The organism is Pantoea sp. DY-15, from assembly GCF_019795935.1.
GTDB classification, from domain to species: domain Bacteria; phylum Pseudomonadota; class Gammaproteobacteria; order Enterobacterales; family Enterobacteriaceae; genus Pantoea; species Pantoea leporis.
Genome location: NZ_JAIMIF010000003.1, coordinates 284,533 through 304,690, shown reverse-complemented (window position 1 = coordinate 304,690; position 20,158 = coordinate 284,533). Strand labels below are relative to the sequence as shown.

Annotated in this window: 19 protein-coding genes; 4 read left to right on the top strand and 15 right to left on the bottom strand. The window is 57.5% G+C overall.

Annotated features, from left to right (window positions below):
- Window positions 1-260: 260 nt before the first annotated feature.
- The 11 genes from K5Y32_RS14055 to K5Y32_RS14005 form a co-directional block, all read right to left on the bottom strand.
- Entirely contained in the window at window positions 261-830 is a 570-nt protein-coding gene (locus K5Y32_RS14055; protein ID WP_061717852.1) for a UbiX family flavin prenyltransferase, read from the bottom strand.
- Between the two features lie 116 nt (window positions 831-946).
- The gene (gene purF, locus K5Y32_RS14050; protein WP_101763639.1) at window positions 947-2,464 is read right to left on the bottom strand and encodes an amidophosphoribosyltransferase; all 1,518 of its coding nucleotides are present in this window, start codon (window positions 2,462-2,464) and stop codon (window positions 947-949) included.
- 36 nt (window positions 2,465-2,500) lie between these two features.
- Window positions 2,501-2,986: a colicin V production protein gene (gene cvpA, locus K5Y32_RS14045; RefSeq protein ID WP_064739347.1), complete on the bottom strand. Its 486-nt coding sequence runs from the start codon at window positions 2,984-2,986 to the stop codon at window positions 2,501-2,503.
- Window positions 2,987-3,236: 250 nt separating this feature from the next.
- A complete protein-coding gene (dedD, locus tag K5Y32_RS14040) occupies window positions 3,237-3,986 on the bottom strand; it encodes a cell division protein DedD (RefSeq protein ID WP_222184623.1) in 750 nt (249 codons plus the stop codon).
- A complete protein-coding gene (folC, locus tag K5Y32_RS14035; RefSeq protein WP_222184621.1) occupies window positions 3,976-5,241 on the bottom strand; it encodes a bifunctional tetrahydrofolate synthase/dihydrofolate synthase in 1,266 nt (421 codons plus the stop codon). The genes dedD and folC overlap by 11 nt, the downstream gene beginning before the upstream one ends.
- Window positions 5,242-5,367: 126 nt before the next feature.
- Window positions 5,368-6,276: an acetyl-CoA carboxylase, carboxyltransferase subunit beta gene (accD, locus tag K5Y32_RS14030; protein WP_008105205.1), complete on the bottom strand. Its 909-nt coding sequence runs from the start codon at window positions 6,274-6,276 to the stop codon at window positions 5,368-5,370.
- Between the two features lie 132 nt (window positions 6,277-6,408).
- The gene (locus tag K5Y32_RS14025; protein WP_101763636.1) at window positions 6,409-7,062 is read right to left on the bottom strand and encodes a DedA family protein; all 654 of its coding nucleotides are present in this window, start codon (window positions 7,060-7,062) and stop codon (window positions 6,409-6,411) included.
- A gap of 36 nt (window positions 7,063-7,098) precedes the next feature.
- Window positions 7,099-7,905, bottom strand: a complete 807-nt coding sequence (truA, locus tag K5Y32_RS14020) for a tRNA pseudouridine(38-40) synthase TruA (RefSeq protein ID WP_101763635.1) — start codon at window positions 7,903-7,905, stop codon at window positions 7,099-7,101.
- Complete coding sequence (locus K5Y32_RS14015; RefSeq protein ID WP_222184619.1) at window positions 7,905-8,915, bottom strand: aspartate-semialdehyde dehydrogenase; 1,011 nt, start codon at window positions 8,913-8,915, stop codon at window positions 7,905-7,907. The genes truA and K5Y32_RS14015 overlap by 1 nt, the downstream gene beginning before the upstream one ends.
- Before the next feature lie 101 nt (window positions 8,916-9,016).
- The gene (gene pdxB / locus K5Y32_RS14010; protein WP_222184617.1) at window positions 9,017-10,141 is read right to left on the bottom strand and encodes a 4-phosphoerythronate dehydrogenase PdxB; all 1,125 of its coding nucleotides are present in this window, start codon (window positions 10,139-10,141) and stop codon (window positions 9,017-9,019) included.
- Between the two features lie 56 nt (window positions 10,142-10,197).
- Window positions 10,198-10,977: a helix-turn-helix domain-containing protein gene (locus K5Y32_RS14005; RefSeq protein ID WP_008101234.1), complete on the bottom strand. Its 780-nt coding sequence runs from the start codon at window positions 10,975-10,977 to the stop codon at window positions 10,198-10,200.
- A gap of 94 nt (window positions 10,978-11,071) precedes the next feature.
- On the opposite strand from K5Y32_RS14005, the gene K5Y32_RS14000 reads away from it, so the two are divergent.
- Together K5Y32_RS14000 and flk are read left to right on the top strand one after the other, a co-directional pair.
- A complete protein-coding gene (locus K5Y32_RS14000) occupies window positions 11,072-11,977 on the top strand; it encodes a DMT family transporter (protein WP_222184616.1) in 906 nt (301 codons plus the stop codon).
- Between the two features lie 112 nt (window positions 11,978-12,089).
- Window positions 12,090-13,121 carry a flagella biosynthesis regulator Flk gene (flk, locus tag K5Y32_RS13995; protein WP_222184614.1) on the top strand — a complete coding sequence of 344 codons (1,032 nt, stop codon included), beginning with the start codon at window positions 12,090-12,092 and terminating at the stop codon, window positions 13,119-13,121.
- Here flk and K5Y32_RS13990 read toward each other — a convergent pair.
- Window positions 13,118-13,561 carry a rhodanese-like domain-containing protein gene (locus K5Y32_RS13990; RefSeq protein ID WP_222184612.1) on the bottom strand — a complete coding sequence of 148 codons (444 nt, stop codon included), beginning with the start codon at window positions 13,559-13,561 and terminating at the stop codon, window positions 13,118-13,120. The two genes, flk and K5Y32_RS13990, sit on opposite strands and share 4 nt — an antisense overlap.
- A gap of 86 nt (window positions 13,562-13,647) precedes the next feature.
- On the opposite strand from K5Y32_RS13990, the gene K5Y32_RS13985 reads away from it, so the two are divergent.
- On the top strand, window positions 13,648-15,084 hold the full coding sequence (locus tag K5Y32_RS13985; RefSeq protein WP_222184610.1) for a PLP-dependent aminotransferase family protein: 1,437 nt from the start codon (window positions 13,648-13,650) through the stop codon (window positions 15,082-15,084).
- Here K5Y32_RS13985 and K5Y32_RS13980 read toward each other — a convergent pair.
- Together K5Y32_RS13980 and fabB are read right to left on the bottom strand one after the other, a co-directional pair.
- Entirely contained in the window at window positions 15,047-16,228 is a 1,182-nt protein-coding gene (locus tag K5Y32_RS13980) for an MFS transporter (protein ID WP_222184608.1), read from the bottom strand. The two genes, K5Y32_RS13985 and K5Y32_RS13980, sit on opposite strands and share 38 nt — an antisense overlap.
- A gap of 219 nt (window positions 16,229-16,447) precedes the next feature.
- Window positions 16,448-17,668, bottom strand: a complete 1,221-nt coding sequence (fabB, locus tag K5Y32_RS13975; protein ID WP_222184606.1) for a beta-ketoacyl-ACP synthase I — start codon at window positions 17,666-17,668, stop codon at window positions 16,448-16,450.
- A gap of 153 nt (window positions 17,669-17,821) precedes the next feature.
- Between fabB and mnmC the strand changes: the two genes are divergently transcribed.
- A complete protein-coding gene (gene mnmC / locus K5Y32_RS13970; RefSeq protein WP_222184603.1) occupies window positions 17,822-19,834 on the top strand; it encodes a bifunctional tRNA (5-methylaminomethyl-2-thiouridine)(34)-methyltransferase MnmD/FAD-dependent 5-carboxymethylaminomethyl-2-thiouridine(34) oxidoreductase MnmC in 2,013 nt (670 codons plus the stop codon).
- 29 nt (window positions 19,835-19,863) lie between these two features.
- On the opposite strand, the gene K5Y32_RS13965 is transcribed toward mnmC, so the two are convergent.
- Window positions 19,864-20,145, bottom strand: coding sequence for a YfcL family protein (locus K5Y32_RS13965; RefSeq protein WP_008101252.1), 282 nt, complete (start codon window positions 20,143-20,145; stop codon window positions 19,864-19,866).
- Window positions 20,146-20,158 lie beyond the last annotated feature (13 nt).

The window sequence follows — 20,158 nt, the reverse complement described above, 5'->3', positions numbered from 1 at the left end:
GTGCTTATTGTTATGTGGTGCGTGATGTGTTGGTTTGCGCTGTAATATGTGCACGTTTCATGCCAGTTGTGCGAATTGGTTAAACGCTGCGCAAGCGCGCTAAATACTGCGCCGGTTAGCGGCGCAAGCACTTAGTTTGTGAGGGAAATATAACAGTGGTGTGAGGAAGAAAAAGCGACATTGTTAACTTTTGGTGCACAAGATGCACGAAGAGTGATCGCACACGCGAATTTGCACACGAGCAGTGCATTAATGCACCATTATGCGCCACTCCAGCGAGTGAAAAGATCTTCTGGCAGCTCAATATCGAACTGATCGAGCACACGATTCACCGTTTGATCGACTAAATCGCCGATCGATTGCGGACGATGATAGAACGCTGGCACCGGCGGCATGATCAGCGCGCCCAACTCTGCGGCGGTGGTCATCATGCGCAGATGTCCCAAATGCAGCGGCGTTTCACGTACGCACAGCACCAGCTTACGCTGCTCTTTTAGCACCACATCGGCGGCGCGGGTCAGCAGGCTATCGCTGTAGCTGTGCACGATCCCTGACAGCGTTTTCATCGAGCACGGCGCGATTGCCATGCCAAGAGTCTTGTAAGATCCGGATGAGATGCTGGCGGCGATGTCGCGCACGTCATGCACCACATCGGCCATCGCTTGCACCTCGCGCAGGCTGAAATCGGTCTCCAGCGCCAGCGTTTGCCGCGCGGCGGGGCTGATCACCAAATGGGTTTCCACCTCCGCCAGCGGTTGCAGCACTTGCAACATGCGCACGCCGTAGATCGCGCCGCTGGCGCCGGAAATACCAATGATCAGTCGTTTCATAATTCAGCCTTGCAGGTTCAGATTGCGGCAATGATAGCGGCTCGCTGAACAAAAATACAAAAACAAGCAGGGCGGGATTGCGCCCGCCCTGCTTTTAATCTGCCACAACCGCTGGCTTAGCCTTCGTTGTGCAGCTCCAGACCTTCTACTTCTGTCTGACGCGCGATGGCTTTGGAATCGTCATTACGCAGCGACTGCAGATACTCAAGATACTGTTGATCGACGTCTTTAGTGACGTAGATGCCGTTAAATACTGAGCACTCGAAGTTGGCGATATCCGGGTTCTCTTCACGCACCGCTTCAATCAGGTCGTTGAGATCCTGGAAAATCAACGCATCCGCTTTAATCAGCTGGCAGATCTCGTTAACTTCACGGCCATGCGCAATCAGTTCGGTAGCGCTCGGCATATCAATGCCATAGACGTTCGGGAAACGGATTTCCGGTGCCGCTGAGGCGAGATACACTTTTTTCGCGCCCGCTTCACGTGCCATCTCAATGATCTGCTCAGACGTAGTGCCGCGTACGATGGAGTCATCCACCAGCAACACATTCTTATCACGGAACTCAGCACGGTTGGCGTTCAGCTTACGGCGAACGGCGCTGCGGCGCTGCTGCTGGCCCGGCATGATAAAGGTACGGCCAACGTAGCGGTTCTTCACGAAGCCCTGACGATAAGGCTTGTCGAGGATGCGTGCGATTTCCAGGGCGATATCGGTTGAGGTTTCCGGAATCGGAATCACCACATCGATATCCAGATCTTCCCACTCGCGGGCAATTTTGTTACCCAACTTGGTGCCCATACGCACGCGTGCGCTGTACACCGAGATTTTGTCGAGGAACGAGTCCGGACGCGCGAAGTAGACGTATTCGAACAGGCACGGATTGGTTTTCGGGTTCTCAGCGCATTGACGCGTAGAGAGCTGGCCCTGCTCGGTGATGTACACCGCTTCGCCAGGCGCTACGTCACGAATGAACTCGAAGCCCAGCGTATCCAGCGCGACGCTCTCTGACGCCACCATGTATTCGGTGCGGCCATCGGCGATAACGCGCTTGCCCAGCACCAGCGGACGAATACCGTTGGGATCGCGGAAGGCGACCATTCCATGTCCGATAATCATTGAAACCACTGCGTAAGCGCCGCGCACCTGCTGATGCACAGCCGCCACCGCAGCAAAAATGTTGTCAGCTTCCAGCGGATAGTGCTGAAAACGGTCCAGCTCCTGCGCGAAGATATTCAGCAGGATTTCGGAATCTGAGGTGGTATTAACGTGACGGCGACCCGTTTCGAACAGCTGTTTACGCAGTTCGTGGGCGTTAGTCAGGTTGCCGTTATGCGCCAACGTGATGCCGTAAGGAGAGTTCACGTAGAAAGGTTGCGCTTCAGAGGCGCTGGAGCTGCCTGCCGTTGGGTAGCGCACATGACCAATCCCGATGTTACCCTGCAGACGCTGCATATGGCGCGCTTCGAACACATCGCTGACCAGGCCGTTGGCTTTACGCAAACGGAAGCAGTTAATAGCATCGATGGTACAAATGCCGGCGGCATCCTGCCCGCGGTGCTGAAGCACCGTTAACGCGTCATAGATTGACTGGTTTACTGGCATGAAACCGGTGATACCAACAATACCGCACATATTGTCATTTCCTCATTAGCCGCACTCCCGATGGTGTCACCGGGGTAAAAAACTCGACGTGCTTTTCAGGTAATCGAAAAACCACCTGATGATGTAACTGAACTGGGGAATGAGTTGCGACTGTTGCCAGTCCGGGCTTTTAGAAAAGCCGGTGAATGTATCGAGAAAGAACAGCATAGCAGACACGATCAGCACACCGCGCAACGCCCCGAAACAGACACCCAACACCCTGTCGGTTCCCGACAAGCCGGTTTTTTCAACCAGCGAGCCGATCACATAGTTCACGATGGCACCCACAATCAGGGTGGCAACAAACAACACCGCGATAGCGATGCCGTTGCGAACCAGTTCGTCGTCAAAACCTGTAAACCAGACTGCAAGGTAGGCGTAATAATGACTGGCGACAAAAAACGCGCATCCCCAGGTAACGAGAGATAAGGCTTCCCGGACAAACCCGCGAATCAGGCTGACCAGAGCCGAAAAACCAACTACCGCAATAATGACGTAATCAATCCAGATCATGAACTCTTCCAGCCCAGTGCTATCGCACCCCTGCATCCAGTTCGGGGCGCATTCTAACAGAAAAAGAAAACGTTTGCGTAGGGTTTTCCGGTTCTGTTTCCGCAAAAAGGGCGATGAAAAAAACTTTCCTCGCCCTGTGTATTATCAGTGATTTAATCCACTGATATTCAATGATTTTCCTGTCGCGCTTCGCTACAAAAATTTTGTAAAGCCGCGCCTTTTTCTGCTATTGGCGCGGCTTATCAGCGCGTTATCGCGCGCTATACGGTTTCACCACGCCACCGAGGCCGGAGATGCTTTGCAACTCACTCAGCGAGCCTTGCAGCTTCGCTTTATTGGCATCCGGACCGACGTAAATGCGGGTGATTTGTCCCTGCACCGGCGTAGACGGCACGGTAAAGGCGCGATAACCGGAAAGACGCAGCTGCGCCACAATCTCGCTCACTTTCGCCGCATTCTTCAGCGCTCCGAGCTGCACCACAAATGCCTGACCAGCTGGCGCTGCGGGTTCGCTCTGCTTCGGCGTTTCCACCGGTTTCAACTGCTCTACCGGTTTCGGCTGCTCGACGGGCTTCGGCTTAGCTTGCTCCACCGGTTTTGGCTTCGGCTGTTCAGCCGGCTTCGGTTTCGGCTGCTCGACCGCTTTTGGCTTCGACTGTTCCACCGGTTTCGGCTGCACTTGCTGATGCACCGGCGGCGGCGTGACCACGCTGGGCTCGCTATTCTGCGTGGGCTGCGCGCTGCCGTTAGTGGCGGTTTTACCACCGTTCTGATTCTGGGCCGCGCCCGCCCCTTCCGGCGGCTGCGCCGGTAAAGGTTGCGTCACCGGCGGCACCATTTCGCTATCCTGCTGATCGTCCGGTTTTGGCACCAGCGGAATGGCGGCGAACTCTTCTTTATAATGTTTCTTCTTACCGTCCAGTAGGCCGGGCAAGACGATGACACCAATCGCCACCAGAATGACCGTACCGACTAAGCGATTTTGGAACTTACTTGCCACTGCCGTTCTCCGCTGCCATCGATTCCATAACCTGCGCTACGGTGTGGAAAGAGCCACACACCAGAATCACATCTTCGGGACGCGCCTGCTGACGCGCCGCTTGCCAGGCTGCATCAACGTTGCTGTAAGCCACACCGCCGTCCAGATGAGCCAGCAGCTCATCGGCAGAGGCACCGCGCGGGCCGTCGAGCGGCGCGCAGTACCAACGATCAACCTGTGGTGCCAGCGCCGCCAGCGTGCCCGCGATATCTTTGTCGTGCAGCATGCCAACCACCGCATGCACTTCACCGCTGCGCGGCTCTTCAGCCAGACGCGAAGCCAGATAATAAGCGGCATGCGGATTGTGCGCCACATCGAGTATCACGCGCGGCGCTTCGCTGACGGTCTGGAAGCGCCCCGGCAAAATCGCCAGCGGCAGATGCTGACGAATGATCGCTTCGCTCACCGTTAAACCCGACGCACGCAGCGCGGTCAGCGCGGTGGCGGCATTGGGTAACGGCACCTGCGGCAGCGGTAAATCGCGCAGCTCGCCGTGCGCATCCTGCAACGTCCAGCTGGTACCCGTTTGCTGCCACTGCCAGTCGCGATTGCGCTGCAGCAACACCGCACCCTTCTCCGCTGCGACGTCGGCGATGGTGCCCGGCATATCGGCTTCACCGACAATTGCTGGTTTACCTGCGCGGAACACGCCGGCTTTTTCCCGACCGATACTTTCACGATCAGGACCCAGCCAATCGGTGTGATCGAGCGCGATGCTGGTGATCACTGCCACGTCGGCATCGACAATATTGGTGGCATCAAGACGTCCGCCCAGGCCGACTTCAAGGATCACCACGTCGAGATTCGCCGCGCGGAACAGATTGAAGGCCGACAAGGTGCCGAACTCAAAATAGGTCAGTGAAGTGTCACCGCGCCCGGCTTCAATCGCGGCAAAACTGGCGCTGTGCTGCGCTTCATCCAGTTCAGCGCCCTGCACACGTACACGTTCGGTGTAACGCACCAGATGTGGCGAGCTGTAAACGCCCACGCGATAGCCCGCGGCCATCAATAGCGTTTCCAGCGTGCGGCAGGTGGTGCCTTTGCCGTTGGTACCGGCGACGGTGAAGACAAAAGGAGCGGGTTTGAGCAGGTCGAGGCGTGCGGCGACGCGTTGAATACGATCCAGACCCAGTTCAATGGCCTGCGAATGCAGATGCTCAAGATAATGAAGCCACGTGGCCAAAGGCGACGTGGCTTGAGGAAGAGATTTGTCCATGTGTCCCGTTCAAAATCAATACATCGAGTAACTTAAGGTCGCGGACCACGTTGGATGCAACCTTAAGTATTCAATGTAGACGGTGCATTGGAGGAAGGAAACATTACTGCCTCATTCCGTTGCCTGTCAGGCTTCGTTGCTCTCCGGCTCAGCCACATTAGGCTGATCACCATCCAGCTGCGGCGCTGGCAGGTTCATCATTTTCGCCAGCAGGCTTGCCAGCTTAAAGCGCATTTCCGGACGACGGATGATCATGTCGATCGCGCCTTTCTCGATCAGGAACTCACTGCGCTGGAAGCCCGGCGGCAGTTTTTCACGCACGGTCTGCTCGATAACGCGTGGACCGGCAAAGCCGATCAGCGCTTTCGGTTCCGCCACGTTGAGATCGCCCAGCATCGCGAAGCTGGCTGAAACGCCGCCCATGGTTGGGTCAGTCAGCACGGAGATATACGGCAAGCCGCGCTCCTGCATTTTCGCCAGTGCCGCACTGGTTTTCGCCATCTGCATCAGCGACTGCAGCGCTTCCTGCATACGTGCACCGCCTGACGCGGAGAAGCAGATCAGTGGGCAGTTGTCTTCCAACGCCTGCTCAACGCCACGCACAAAGCGCGCGCCAACCACTGAACCCATTGAGCCGCCCATAAAGGAGAACTCAAAGGCCACAGCAACAATTGGCATGCCGTGCAGCGTGCCTTTCATCGCCACCAGCGCATCTTTCTCACCGGTGTCTTTCTGTGCGGCGACCAAACGGTCTTTATACTTCTTCGAGTCGCGGAACTTCAGTAGATCTTTCGGTTCCAGCTCGCTGCCCAGCTCAACCAGCGAACCTTCATCCAGCATGCTATGCAGACGCTCACGGGCGTGCATACGCATGTGATGGTCGCACTTCGGGCAGACCTCGAGGTTACGCTCCAGCTCGGCGCGGTACAGCACCTGCCCACAACTATCGCACTTGGTCCACACCCCTTCCGGGATGCTGGCTTTGCGCGTTGGCGTGGCAGTGCTTTTATTCAGTATGCGTTCAATCCAGCTCATTGATGACCTTTCTATTTAATGCTGACCTGGTCCAGTCTTCTCATTGCTGCTGAAATCACCTTCAGCAGGCCGTAAATGTCGCTCATTAAACCACAACCCGTTCACGCTGTGGATAAAAATCTGGTAACGAGCTTACTGCGACTTCTGCTGGCGGCGATGACGCCACACTTCAATTACGCCTGGCAGTATAGAAACCACGATGATGCCGACAATCAGCAGCTTCAGGTTCTCCTGCACAACCGGCAGGTCGCCAAACAGATAACCGGCGTAAGAGAACAGCAGCACCCACAGCAGTGCGCCCGTCACATTGTAGAGCGCGAAGTGGCGATAAGACATGTGTCCCATCCCCGCCACAAAGGGGGCAAAGGTTCGCACGATTGGTACAAAGCGCGCAAGTATAATGGTCTTGCCGCCGTGGCGATCGTAGAACGCGTGGGTTTTATCCAGGTAACTGCGACGGAAAATTTTCGAGTTCGGGTTGCTGAACAGCTTCTCACCGAACAGACGCCCAATCGTGTAGTTCACCGCATCACCGAGGATGGCGGCGATCACCAACAGCGTTACCATCAGGTGTACGTTGAGATCGTTCCCCGGCAAGGCCGCCAGCGCACCGGCAACAAACAGCAGGGAATCACCTGGCAGGAACGGCGTGACCACCAAACCGGTTTCACAGAACAGAATCAGGAACAGAATGGCGTAAATCCAGATGCCGTATTGCGCCACCAGCTCGGCCAAATGCACATCAATATGCAGAATAAAATCGACTAAAAAGTGGATGAAATCCATATAACCACAACTCCCCTAACACCCAACAATTAACGGTTAATCCGCGAGGAACAACGGTCCCAACGCAGGCTGAGGTAATGCAAAGTGGGATGGATAATCCACCGCTACCAGATAAAGCCCCTCGGCTTTGGCGGTCGCCGCCGCCAGCTTACGATCTTTGGCCGCGAGCAGCGTCGCCATCCACTCTTCCGGCTGGTTGCCGGTGCCGATTTCCATCAGGCTGCCGACAATGTTACGCACCATGTGATGCACAAATGCATTGGCTTTGATATCCACCACCACATACGGCCCATGACGCGTGACGTTGAGATGCATCACGTTGCGCCACGGCGTGCGTGACTGACACTGCACCGCGCGGAACGAAGTGAAGTCATTCTCGCCAATCAGCGCCTGACCAGCGCGCTGCATCTTCTCTGCATCCAGCGGATGGTAATAATGGGTAATGCCATTGCCCAGAATCGCCGGACGCAGCCGATGGTTGTAAATCACGTAGCGATAGCGGCGTGCCGTGGCGCTAAAACGCGCATGAAACTCGTCCGGCACCGCTTTCACCCAGCGCACCGCGATGTCATCGGGCAGATTGGCGTTCACGCCTAACGTCCAGGCCGCGTCAGCACGCGGCGAGGTGGTTTCGAAATGCACCACTTGTCCGGTGCCGTGCACGCCAGCATCAGTGCGGCCCGCGCAGAACACCACCACCGGATGATCGGCCACCTTCGACAGCGCCTTTTCCAGCTTTTCCTGCACGCTGCGCACTTCATTTTGCCGCTGCCAGCCGTAATAACGGCTGCCATCGTATTCAATACCCAACGCCAGCTTAAGCGTCTTCCCTTCAGGCAACATTAATAGAAATACTCCTGCACCAGTTTCTCAGCAGTTTTTACCGCCATCAGTGCACCGCCGAAGCGGATGTTGTCTGCCACAGACCAGAACTGCAGCAGCTCTGGAATGCCGTAATCATTGCGCACGCAGCCAATGCTCAGCACGTCGCTGCCGGAAGCATCGCCCACCTGCGTGGGGTAATCGCTCTCTTCAGTCAGGTTGATATCTCCGGAGCGGCCCAGTTCATCGCGCGCTTCTTCAGCGGAAAGCGGACGCAGATTCTCGACATGTACGATCTGCGCATTGCCGTAGAATACCGGCGCCTGCACGCTGCTTACCGCGATCGGCAAACCTTCGTCCTGCAGCACTTTACGCACCTGGTCAACCACGCGACGCTCGCTCTCGACGCTGCCATTGCTGTCAGCCAGCAGCGGCAGAATGTTGAACGCCAACTGGCGGCCAAAATAGTGCGTTTCCGCCGGCACGCCGTTCAGCAAACGCGCACTTTCACCGGCCAGGCCATCCACCGCCGCTTTACCATGGCTGGAGGCCGCAATCAGGTTGGTGACCTGCAAACGGCTCAGACCGGCCAGATCCACCAGCGGTTTGATTGAGCACAGCAGCTGGCTCACCAGGCTATCAGCAACGGTAATGATGTTGCGATTGCGGTAATCCGCCAGCACCTGTGGATTCACATCCGGCACCACCAGCGGCACGTCCGGTTCGAGCGCGAACAGATCGCTGCTATCGATCACCAGACAACCCTGGCTGGCGGCTTCTTCGGCATAGCGCGCCGAGGCTTCACGACCCGCAGTGAAGAACGCCAGCTGCACTTGCGTCCAGTCAAATTCGGCCACGTCCTGCACCAGCACGGTACGTCCCTCAAAACGTTTGTTCTCACCGGCACCGTTTTCACTCGCCAGCAAATACAACTCACCAACCGGGAACTGGCGTTCAGCCAGCAGTTCCAGTACAGCGTTCCCTACTGCGCCTGTTGCGCCCAAAAGCGCGATATTCCAGCCGTCAGACATGTTGGTTACTCCAGAGATTGACACAAAAACAGAAGGCGATGAAAACATCGCCCGAGATTTAGGAATTATCCCCCGCAATAGTGCAGGTGATTGAAATTTCTTTACAAACTGGCGCGGAAGCCAAGTTGATTGAGCATCGCCGCCGTCTCCGCATCATCGCAATGCACCTGCAGCGATGACCATTCACGACGCTCTTGATATTGCTTGCGCAGGCGATCAAACTCGCCTGGCTTTGCCGCCACTTTACGCAGTGGCGCATCGTCGCGGCGCACATCATACACCAGATGCACTAAGCGTTTTAGCGTTGGCTGATCGAGCTTGCCGCGCAGGGTGATAGAACCAAATTCAGGTGCCGGCAGCAGGCTTTCCAACGCTACCTGTTGCGGCTGGCCGATAAAGTCGCACCAGGCTTCAAATACTTGTGTGGTGCCGCGCGCTTTACCTTCCAGCGTGTAGCCAGCGATATGCGCGGTGGCGATATCCACTTTATCCAGCAGATCGAGCGACAAATCCGGCTCCGGCTCCCACACATCCAATACCACGCTGAGATCGTGGCGCATCTTCAGCACTTCCAGCAGCGCCGCGTTATCCACCACCGCACCGCGGCAGGCGTTGATCAGAATGGTATTAGGTTTGAGCGCCATCAGCAGCGCCGCATCGGCCAGATGCCAGCTTTTATACGGGCCATCTTTAAACAGCGGCGTGTGGAAGGTCAGGATATCGGCCTGCGCCACCAGATCATCCAGCGAATGGAAGGTTTCCTGATCGCCACGATCGGCGCGCGGTGGATCGCACAGCAGCGTTTTCACGCCCCAGGCTTGCAGACGCTTCTGCAGGCGGCCGCCAACATTACCCACGCCAACAATGCCCACGGTGCGATCGCGCAATGCAAAACCATCGCGCTCCGCCAGCAGCAGCAGCGAGGAGAACACATACTCCACCACCGCAATCGCATTACAGCCTGGCGCCGCAGAGAAGCTGATGCCCGCCGCCGCCAGCGATGCATCATCAATATGATCGGTGCCGGCGGTCGCGGTGCCGACAAACTTCACCGGCGTACCGGCCAGCAGCGCCGCATTCACTTTGGTGACGGAACGCACCATCAGGCCATCGGCATCTTGCAACTCGGCTTCCGGCAATGGACGTCCCGGCACCGCCACAACATCGCCGGTGCGGCTGAACAGTTCACGGGCATAAGGCATATTTTCATCGACGAGAATTTTCACTGCGGCGGTCCTGTCTGCAAAAATTTGAGGCGCGTATTTTGCCATAAAGCCGGGGATTAACCTAACCGACTACGATAGCGATCGGGCGTGGTACCGGCCTGCTGCTGGAACATCACTATCAGCGCCGACGCAGAGCTGTAACCCAACTCGTGAGCGATGCCCTGCACGCTGCAGCCCTGCTCCAGCAGCGCGATAGCGCGCAGAAAGCGTAAACGCTGCCGCCATTCGCTGAATGACATATTCAACTGCTGCTGACAGCGTCGCGCTAGCGTACGCTCGGTGGTGAACACGCGCTTCGCCCATTGTGCCAGCGTGGTGTTATCGCCGGGATGCGCTTCGAGCGCACGCAGAATCGGCGCGAGGAATTTGTCATCTGACATCGGCAAATAACTGTTATGCACCGGCGCCAGACGCAGGCGGTCGATCAACACTTCACACATGCGCCAGTCGGCTTGCGTCTGCGGCTGCTCCAGTTCACGGCGGGCAAAATCATTCATGATGGCGTGCCCAATGGCATCGACATGCAATAAACAGGCTTTATCCGGCAGGCCCGCGCAGAGATCGGCGGCAAGATTAAAGGTGCGAAAGCGCGCATCGTTGTGGTTGTAGCTACTGTGACGATGACCGGCCGGGATCCAGATCGGAATATCCGCAGGCGTCAGCAGACGTTCGCCCTCCACTTCCATCTCCAGCACGTGGCTGGTGACGAAAATCACCTGACCCCAATCATGCGCATGCGTGAGGTATTCGGTTTTGGCGTTGACCTCGTCGTAACGCATGAAGAAGCGCAGCAAGGGCGCATCAATCGGCGGCTGGTATTCGACTTGTAGATTCATTCTGTCCGGTCACTAACAAATATTGTCCGATTTTAACTATCTGCTTTAAACCGGTCAAACGTAAACTATTCGCGATTATCTGAGGAGCTGTATTATGAATTTACTGTTTCCGCTGATCTCGGTGCTGATCTGGTCGATCAACACTATCGTCAGCAAACTCTCGGCGGGAAGCATCGATCCTGCGGCGATCTCCTTTTATCGCTGGCTGCTGGCGCTGGTGGTGCTGGCACCGTTTTGCCTGCCGGGCGTGTGGCGCCATCGTCACACCATTAAAGCTAACGGCTGGCGATTGCTGTTCCTTGGTCTGCTTGGCATGGTGCTGTATCAAAGCCTCGCCTATTACGCGGCGCACAGCGTTTCTGCGGTGATGATGGGAATTCTCGGCGCGACCATTCCGCTGCTGACCATCCTGCTCAGTCTGGTTGTGCTGCGCCTCGCGCCGACGCGCGGCATTCTGATTGGCGGCGTGCTGTCGTTCGCCGGTTTGGTATGGCTGGTGAGCGAAGGCAATCCGGCGCAGCTGCTGAATCAACGGCTCGGCAATGGCGAATTGATGATGCTGGCAGCATCGACCTCGTACGCCTTGTACGGCGTGCTGACCAAGCGCTGGGCGATTCCGCTGCCGACCTGGCAAAGCCTGTATGTGCAGATTTTCTTTGGCGTGCTGCTGTTGCTGCCTGGCTTCCTGCGCGCGCCGGATGTCACGCTCAACGGGCACAATCTGCCGCTGGTGCTGTATGCCGGGCTGTTTGCGTCGATCATCGCGCCGTTCCTGTGGATCCTTGGCGTACAGCGTCTGGGCGCCAGCACCACCAGCATTTTTATGAACTTCGTGCCGGCATTTACGGCCATTATTGCCGTAATGTTCCTGCATGAGCAGCTGCATGGCTATCACTGGATTGGCGGCGGCATGACGTTAGTCGGCGTTATTCTGGCGCAACGGCTGAAAACCCCGCTGCGTAAGCCGCGCAGCGCGAACCTTCCCGATCCCGCCGCCTGATTTTATTATCCGGAAAGGCCGCAGCCCCCGTGGATTTCCTGGGGGCTTTTGCTATCATGTGGCCTCTTTTTTCCGGCGCACCCGGATCTGACCCGTTTTCAAGGATTCCGCCATGCAACCTCTCAGCGGTCCCGGTGTGCCCGCGGGCGATCGTTCCCCTTTATCTCAGGCCACTGGCCCAACGCGTCCTGGCGGTCCAGCCGGTGAGCAGCCGCTCTCTCCTGCCCAGCGCACCACGCTGGAACGACTGATTGTTCGCATTATGTCTTTGAGTACGCTGAAAGCGCCGGAACTCTGGGCTGGCGTGCGGCATGAAGTCGGGGTGAAGAGTGAGGCCGAGCTGCAATCGCGCCATTTCCCGGCAGCGGAGCAGCATCTCAATGGTCGCTTAACCCAGGTTCAAAACAGCCTCGCTACGCGCCAGCTGCTGCAACAGCTGCTGGAAAAATTGCCGCAGGGCAATAATCGCCAGGCGGTGAGCGAATTTATTCGTCAGCAGTTTAACCAAACGGTGTTGAGCGCGTTGTCGCAGGATCAGCTGCGTCAGGTGTTGACCATGCTGCAAAACGGCCAGATGGCGATTCCGCAGCCGCAGCAAACGCGCGTCTCCGATCGCAGCTTGTTGCCGGCAGAACAGCAATCGCTCAATCAGCAGGTTACGCGCCTTGCAGCGAAAACCGGTGAATCGCCGGTGAAACTGCTGGCCGATACGCTGAAGCTGGTGAATTTGAAAAGTGGCGATCCGATACCATCGCGCCACTTCCCGTTGCTGACGCAATATTTGCAGGTGCGCCAGACGCTGGCTCAGCACAGTGCGCCAACCTTGCAGATGCTGGAAACCTCGCTGCGCCAGCCGTTAACCCATGATGAGCAGCGACTGCTGGAAGATTACAGCCAGCAACGTTTCCAGGCGCTGCCGACCACCGTGCTGACGCCAGCGCAGACGCAGGATCTGCTGAATCTGCTGTTTAGCCGCCGCGCCGAAAAACTGCACGAACAGCCGCTGGCCGATAGCGAAATTCGGCCACAGCCAATCTGGTCGCCGTTTATCCAGATGCTGCCGCAGCCGCTGGCCCAGCGCCCAGCGTTAACGCTGATTGTCGGCATCTTCCTGTTTATCTTCCTGCTGTGGCTGTTTATCTAGCAGCCGCAGTGTGCAGCGGGCGTGCCGAGTGGCCACTCACCCGCTGCCGCGCCCCACGCCATTGGATGGCCATCGCGTTTCCAGAAATCCAGCCCGCCAATCAACTCCTTGACCTGAAAACCCAACGACGCCAGCTTGAGCGCGGCTTTGGTTGAGCCGTTACAGCCGATGCCGTCGCAATAGGTGATGTAAACCTTGCTGCAATCGAGATGCGCCGTGGATTCCGCATTCATAGTGCGATGTGGAAACGAAAGTGCACCGCAAATGTGTCCAGCCTGATAAACCTCGTCAGAGCGCGCATCAATCACCACGATTGCTGTGATGCCCTGCGCCAAATCCTCTGCTAAATCCCACGCATCGGTGTAGTACGCCAGTTTATGTTGCAGATACGCCACGCTTGCGCTGGCGCTGGCTGGGGCAATTTTTAAGACCGCTGACATCGCATTCTCCTGTTGTGATTTCCCCTGAGTTTACGGCAAAGTGGTCTGCATATTGATACCACTTTCACCATAGTGATAAGACCACCGTGACCACATCATTTCTCGCGCTATTTAGCCATCAAACTCAGGGCGGTTTACGTGAGCGACTGTGCAACACCTTGCGTCAGGCCATCGCCAACGGGCATCTGCGGCATGAGCAGAAATTGCCGTCCAGCCGCCAGTTAGCCAGCGATTTATCGCTGTCGCGCGTCACGGTGGAGGCGGCGTATGCGCAGCTAGAAAGCGAAGGTTATCTGCAGCGTCACGGCGGGCGCGGGACCTTTGTTTCGATTCGCATGGCGTCGCCCACCAACAAAACCCGCATCAAGCGCTCGCCACACTTTTCTCAGCGCGGCCAGCAGGTTTTGGCAACGGGCGGCTGTCAGGATCCGCCCTTTCCGCTCGCCTTTGCCGCCGGTTCACCCGAGTTACGCGCCTTCCCGCATGCGCAGTGGCGTCGCATCAGCAATCAGGTGCAGCGCTCGCTGGGCAGCAAAGTGATGGGCTACGGCGATCCGCTTGGCTTGCCATCGCTGCGGCAGGCGGTGGCGGATTATCTGGCGCTATCACGCGGCGTGCGCTGCACGGCGGAGCAAGTGGTGATCCTCACCAGCTCACAGCAGGCGCTGCAGTTGCTGGCGTTGATGTTCCTTGATGCGGGTGACGAAGTGTGGCTGGAAGAGCCGGGTTATCCCGGCGCGCGCAATGCGTTTCTTGCCGCCGGGGCGCGCTGTCGCGCCATGCCGCTGGATGCAGAAGGTGCGGTGCCGCTCAAAGACAGCGCGAAACTGGTCTATCTGACGCCAGCGCATCACTATCCCACCGGCACAGCCATGAGCCTGGCGCGGCGCTTGCAGTGGCTGGCGTGGGCGCGGCAGCAGGATAGCTGGCTGATTGAGGACGATTACGACAGCGAATTTCACTACGAGGATCGCCCGGCTCCGGCACTGCAAGGATTAGCCGCGGATGGTCGGGTGATTTGCCTCGGCACTTTCTCCAAAACGCTGTTCCCGTCGCTGCGGCTGGCGTGGATGGTGGTGCCGCCACAACTGGTGGAACCGTTGGGCCGCGCGCGCAGCGTGATGGATGGTCATAGCGCATTGCTGCCGCAGGCGATCAGCGCGGAGTTTTTGCAGCAAGGCCATTTCGCCAGCCATTTGCGCCTGATGCGCCAACTCTATCGCAGCCGACGTGACTGCTTGCTGCAGCAGATCGAAACGCGCTTAACAACCTGGCTGGAGCCGCTGCCGGCGGCTGGCGGCTTACAGTTAGCAGTGCGGCTGTTACAAGGTGATGAAGCGCGCTTAACCGCCCAGGCGAAAGAGAGCGGATTATTGCTGCCGCGCCTGTCGCCGCTTTATGCCGGTGACGTGCAGCAAGCGGGCTGGCTGCTGGGCTTTGCGGCGCTGACGCCCGGTGAGATTGTCAGCGCCTGCGATAAGCTGGTTACGCTGTTGTCGCAGCCCGCGCAAACGTCCAGATAACCAGAATGCCCAGCGCCGCACAACAGGCACCCGCGACATAGACCGAGCCGTAACCCAGCGCCGTCGCCAGTAAGCCGGTCAACGGGCCGCTGGCTCCGTACGCGATATCCTGAAACGCAGAGAAACCACCAAGCGCGGTGCCGCGAATCTGCGGTGATACGCGCTTGATCACTTCAACGCCCAGCGCCGGGAAGATCAGCGAGCAGCCGCAGCCGGTCAGAGCCGCACCAATCAGCGCCATCCAGCCGGAAGTTGCGAATGCCAGTAGCAGCAGACCGGCGGTTTCCACCAGTAAAGAGACCATCGCCACTTTTACGCCGCCGTGACGATCCGGCAAGCCGCCGAAGAATACGCGCACCAGCACAAACGCACAGCCGAAGGCGGTCAGCGCGAAACCGGCATTGCCCCAGTTCTCCGCAGCGAAATAGAGTGACGTAAAGGTGCCGATCACCGCAAAACCGGTGCCCTGCAGCGCCAGCGCTAGTCCCGGCTGAAAGATGGTTTTCACCACGCTAAGCAGCGATGGGCGCTCACCGCCCACCACCGGCACTTTGCGGATCCAGCCATTAATCGCCAGCGACAGCAGCGGCAACAGCAGCGCAACCGCACCGAGAGCAGCAAAGCCGCCGTACTGATTGATCAGCAAGCCGAGTGGCGCACCGGCTGCCAGCGATCCATAAATCGCCATGCCGTTCCACGACATCACTAATCCGGAACGTTTGCTGCCCACCAATCCCATGCCCCAGGTCAGATTGCCGGTCAGCAGCAGACTTTCGCCGAATCCTAACAGCAAGCGCCCTACCGCCAGCAAACCGAACTTCGCCCACGGAGAAACCGGTAACATCGCGGCCGCCAGATACGCCACGCCCACCAGCGCGATGGCCAGCATGCCGTGCTGCGTGGTGAGTTTCGCACCGTGTTGATCGGCTCGACGCCCGGCAAAGCTGCGTGTCAACAGCGTGGCGAAGAACTGAATCCCCACCGCCACACCAACCATCAGGTTGCTCATGCCGAGTTCATGATGGACATATAGCGGGATCACTGGCAGCGCGAGGCCGGCGGTTAGATAGGTGAGGAACACCGCAAATGAGGTGCAGGCCAGCGGCATAACGGATTGCGTCTGCGCGTCAGCAGTCGTGGGCATGATGGGTCGAACTCCTTGTAATAACCAGACACGCGCTTGCTGCCAAAACAGAAACGGGATATTTGGTTCACGTTAGTGTGAAGTGATAATTTTGTTTCGGATGGAGTGAGAGTGTAGGCAAGCAGAAGGTGGATTGTCAAAAACAACAAGGGCCAGATTAACTGGCCCTAGAGATAGTGCTGGCATAATTTGGTCGCCATAAATGGCGACCCTACGGGATTATGCTGGCAACTTACGCATTGTTAGGGTGGCGTTGGTACCGCCGAAACCGAAGCTGTTTGACATCACGGTGGTCAGCGCTTTTTCAGTTGGCTTGGTCACGATGTTCAGACCTTTACCCGCTTCATCCAGCTCTTCCACGTTGATGCTTGGTGCGATGAAACCGTGCTCCAGCATCAGCAAGGTGTAGATCGCTTCCTGCACGCCCGCCGCACCCAGTGAGTGGCCGGTCATGGCTTTGGTAGCAGACAGTGATGGGCAGTTATCGCCGAACACTTCGCGAATCGCACCCAGCTCTTTCACATCACCAACCGGCGTAGAAGTGCCGTGGGTATTGAGGTAATCGATTGGGGTATCCAGACCTTGCATCGCCATCTTCATGCAGCGCACTGCGCCTTCGCCTGAAGGAGCTACCATGTCTGCGCCATCTGAGGTTGCGCCGTAGCCCACGATCTCAGCATAAATGTGTGCACCACGTGCCAGAGCGTGCTCCAGCTCTTCAACCACCACCATACCGCCGCCGCCAGCGATAACGAAGCCGTCACGGTTGGCATCGTAAGTACGTGAGGCTTTTTCTGGCGTTTCGTTGTATTTGGTCGACAGTGCGCCCATCGCATCGAACTCACAGGCCATTTCCCAGCTCAGCTCTTCACCGCCGCCAGCAAATACAATGTCCTGTTTACCCAGTTGAATCTGCTCAACCGCGTTACCGATGCAGTGTGCAGAAGTAGCACAGGCTGAACTGATGGAGTAGTTCACGCCGTGAATTTTGAACGGGGTTGCCAGGCAAGCAGAAACGCCTGAACCCATCGCCTTGGTCACCACATAAGGACCGACCGCTTTCAGGCCGCGTGGGCTACGCATGGCGTCAGCACCAAATACCTGATAACGCGGAGAACCGCCGCCAGAACCGGCAATCAAACCCACACGTGGGTTTTGCTGATACTGTTCGTCAGTCAGGCCTGAGTCTTTGATCGCTTCGGCCATTGAAAGGTAGGCATAAATAGAGGCATCACTCATAAAACGCACGATTTTGCGATCGATGAGCCCGTTGGTATCCAGTTTGACGTTGCCCCATACGTGGCTGCGCATACCGGCATCTCTCATCTCTTCAGAGAAAGTAATACCGGAACGGCCTTCACGCAGAGAAGCCAGCACTTCTTGCTGGTTATTACCAATGCTGGAAACAATACCCAGGCCAGTAATCACTGCACGTTTCATTCAATAATCCTCGTTCCACATATTTGGATGTGGTGCACTCTAGCGTACAGTTGTAAGCCGAACAAGTCCGATCAGCCATTTCCCTTTGTAAATTTGCGTCATGTGACGTCTATCGCTAAACTCGCGCCACTGCCTGAAATATGAGCCTTTCCCGTGAAATTAACCCCGGTTGAACACGCCCAAATAAACTGGAATGAACAGGGTACACCTGTGTCCCGAGCGTTCGGCGACGTCTATTTCTCCAACGATAATGGACTGGAGGAAACGCGCTATGTGTTCCTTGATGGCAACCATATTCCGCACCGTTTTGCTGAACATTCACGCGATTTATTTATTGTCGCCGAAAGCGGTTTTGGGACTGGTCTGAACTTTCTTACCCTGTGGCAAGCCTTCGATCGCTTCCGCAATGAGCAACCCAACGCCACTTTGCAGCGTCTGCACTTCATTAGCTGCGAGAAATTCCCGCTGACGCACGCCGATCTGGTGGCTGCACATGCCCATTGGCCGGAGCTAAAGCCGTGGGCCGAACAGCTGCAACAGCAGTGGCCGCAGGCGTTGCCGGGTTGTCAGCGCCTGCTGTTCAACGGCGGCGAAGTCACGCTGGACCTCTGGCTTGGTGATATTAACGCGCTAATTCACACCTTTGATGACAGCCTCAATCGTCAGGTGGATGCGTGGTTCCTTGATGGCTTCGCGCCGGCAAAAAATCCTGAGATGTGGACGCCAGCGCTGTTCGCCGCGATGGCGCGTCTCGCCCGGCCGGGCGGCACGCTGGCGACTTTTACCGCGTCGGGGTATGTGCGACGCGGGTTGCAGGACGCCGGTTTCAATATGCAGAAGCGCAAAGGCTTTGGTCACAAACGTGAAATGCTGGTCGGCGTGCTGGAGCAAGCCGCTGCATTGCCGCACAGCCAGCCGTGGTATGCGCGCCCACCGGCAGGCAGCAATGAAGTAGCGCTGATTGGCGGCGGCGTCGCCAGCGCAGTATTGGCGCTCGCGCTACTGCGACGCGGTTGGCGCGTAACGCTCTACTGCGCCGATGACGCGCCCGCGCTGGGCGCATCCGGCAATCGTCAGGGCGCGCTCTATCCGCTGCTGAATCAGCACGATCCCGCGCTGGCCACCTTCTTCCCGGCGGCTTTTGGTTTTGCCCGACGTCTGTACGATCGGCTGCCAGTGGAGTTTGAGCATGACTGGAGCGGCGTGTTGCAGCTGGGGTGGGATGAGAAAAGTGCGGAGAAAATTGCGCAGATGCTCAACATGGCATTGCCGCATGACATCGCCTACGGCGTTAATAAAGAAGAAGCGCAACAGCTGGCGGGCGTTGAACTTGATGTCGGCGGGATTTTTTATCCGCAAGGCGGCTGGTTGTCGCCTGCACAACTGACCAGCAACCTGCTGGAATACGCGCAATCGCGGGGATTACACCTGCACTGGCTGCATCGCGTCACGCAATTAACGCGCGATGAAGATCTTTGGACGCTGCACTTTGATGAGCAGCCGCCGGTGCAGCATTCCCAAGTGGTGCTGGCGAATGGTCACGCGTTGCTGGAACTTGAGCACAGCAAAACGCTGCCGGTGTACGCGGTGGCGGGACAAGTGAGCCACGCGCCGACTAATCCGTCGTTGGGCGCGCTGCGCACCGTGCTGTGTTACGACGGCTATCTCACGCCGGTCAGCCCGAACTTCGCCACCCATTGCATCGGCGCCAGCTATCATCGCGGCGATATCGCCACAGATTTCCGCACCGACGATCAGCACGAGAATCGCCAGCGGCTGATTAACTGTCTGCCGCAGAGCCAATGGCCGCAACAGATTGATGTGTCCGATAACCAGGCGCGCAACGGCGTGCGCTGTGCCACGCGCGATCATCTGCCGATGAGCGGCAGCGCGCCAGATTATGAAGCGACACTCACGCAATACGCCGATCTACCAGAACAGCGTGCGCGCGGTGCAAGCGTAGCCGATGCGCCGGTGCACAACGGTTTGTTTGTATTGGGCGCATTAGGTTCGCGTGGTTTGTGCAGCGCACCGCTGGCAGCCGAAGTCCTGGCGGCGCAGATGAGCGGCGAACCGCAGCCGCTGGATGCAGCCACGCTGGCGGCGATGAGTCCGAATCGCTATTGGGTGCGGAAACTGCTGAAGGGTAAAAAAGCGGGTCGATAATCTGCGGGGCGAGCGATCGCCCCGAGACGTTAAGCGGTTTGACGTGCCTGCAGGAACAGATTGTCCCACATGCCGGTGACCAGCGCCTGATCGCGTGGTGACAGTTCGCCAGCAGCAATGGCTTTTTGCAGGCTGTTGGTGACGTGAGTTTGCAGCGCTTCCGGCGTGTGTTCACCGCTCAGCTCAATCTCCGCCACTGCCAGGGTCAGATGACCACGCAGATAGCCGCCCGCAAACAACTCGTCATCGCTGGCGTGATCGACCATATCGTCAATCAGGGCCAGAATTCGGGTTTCAAATTCTACGATCATCTCTTCCTCTCTT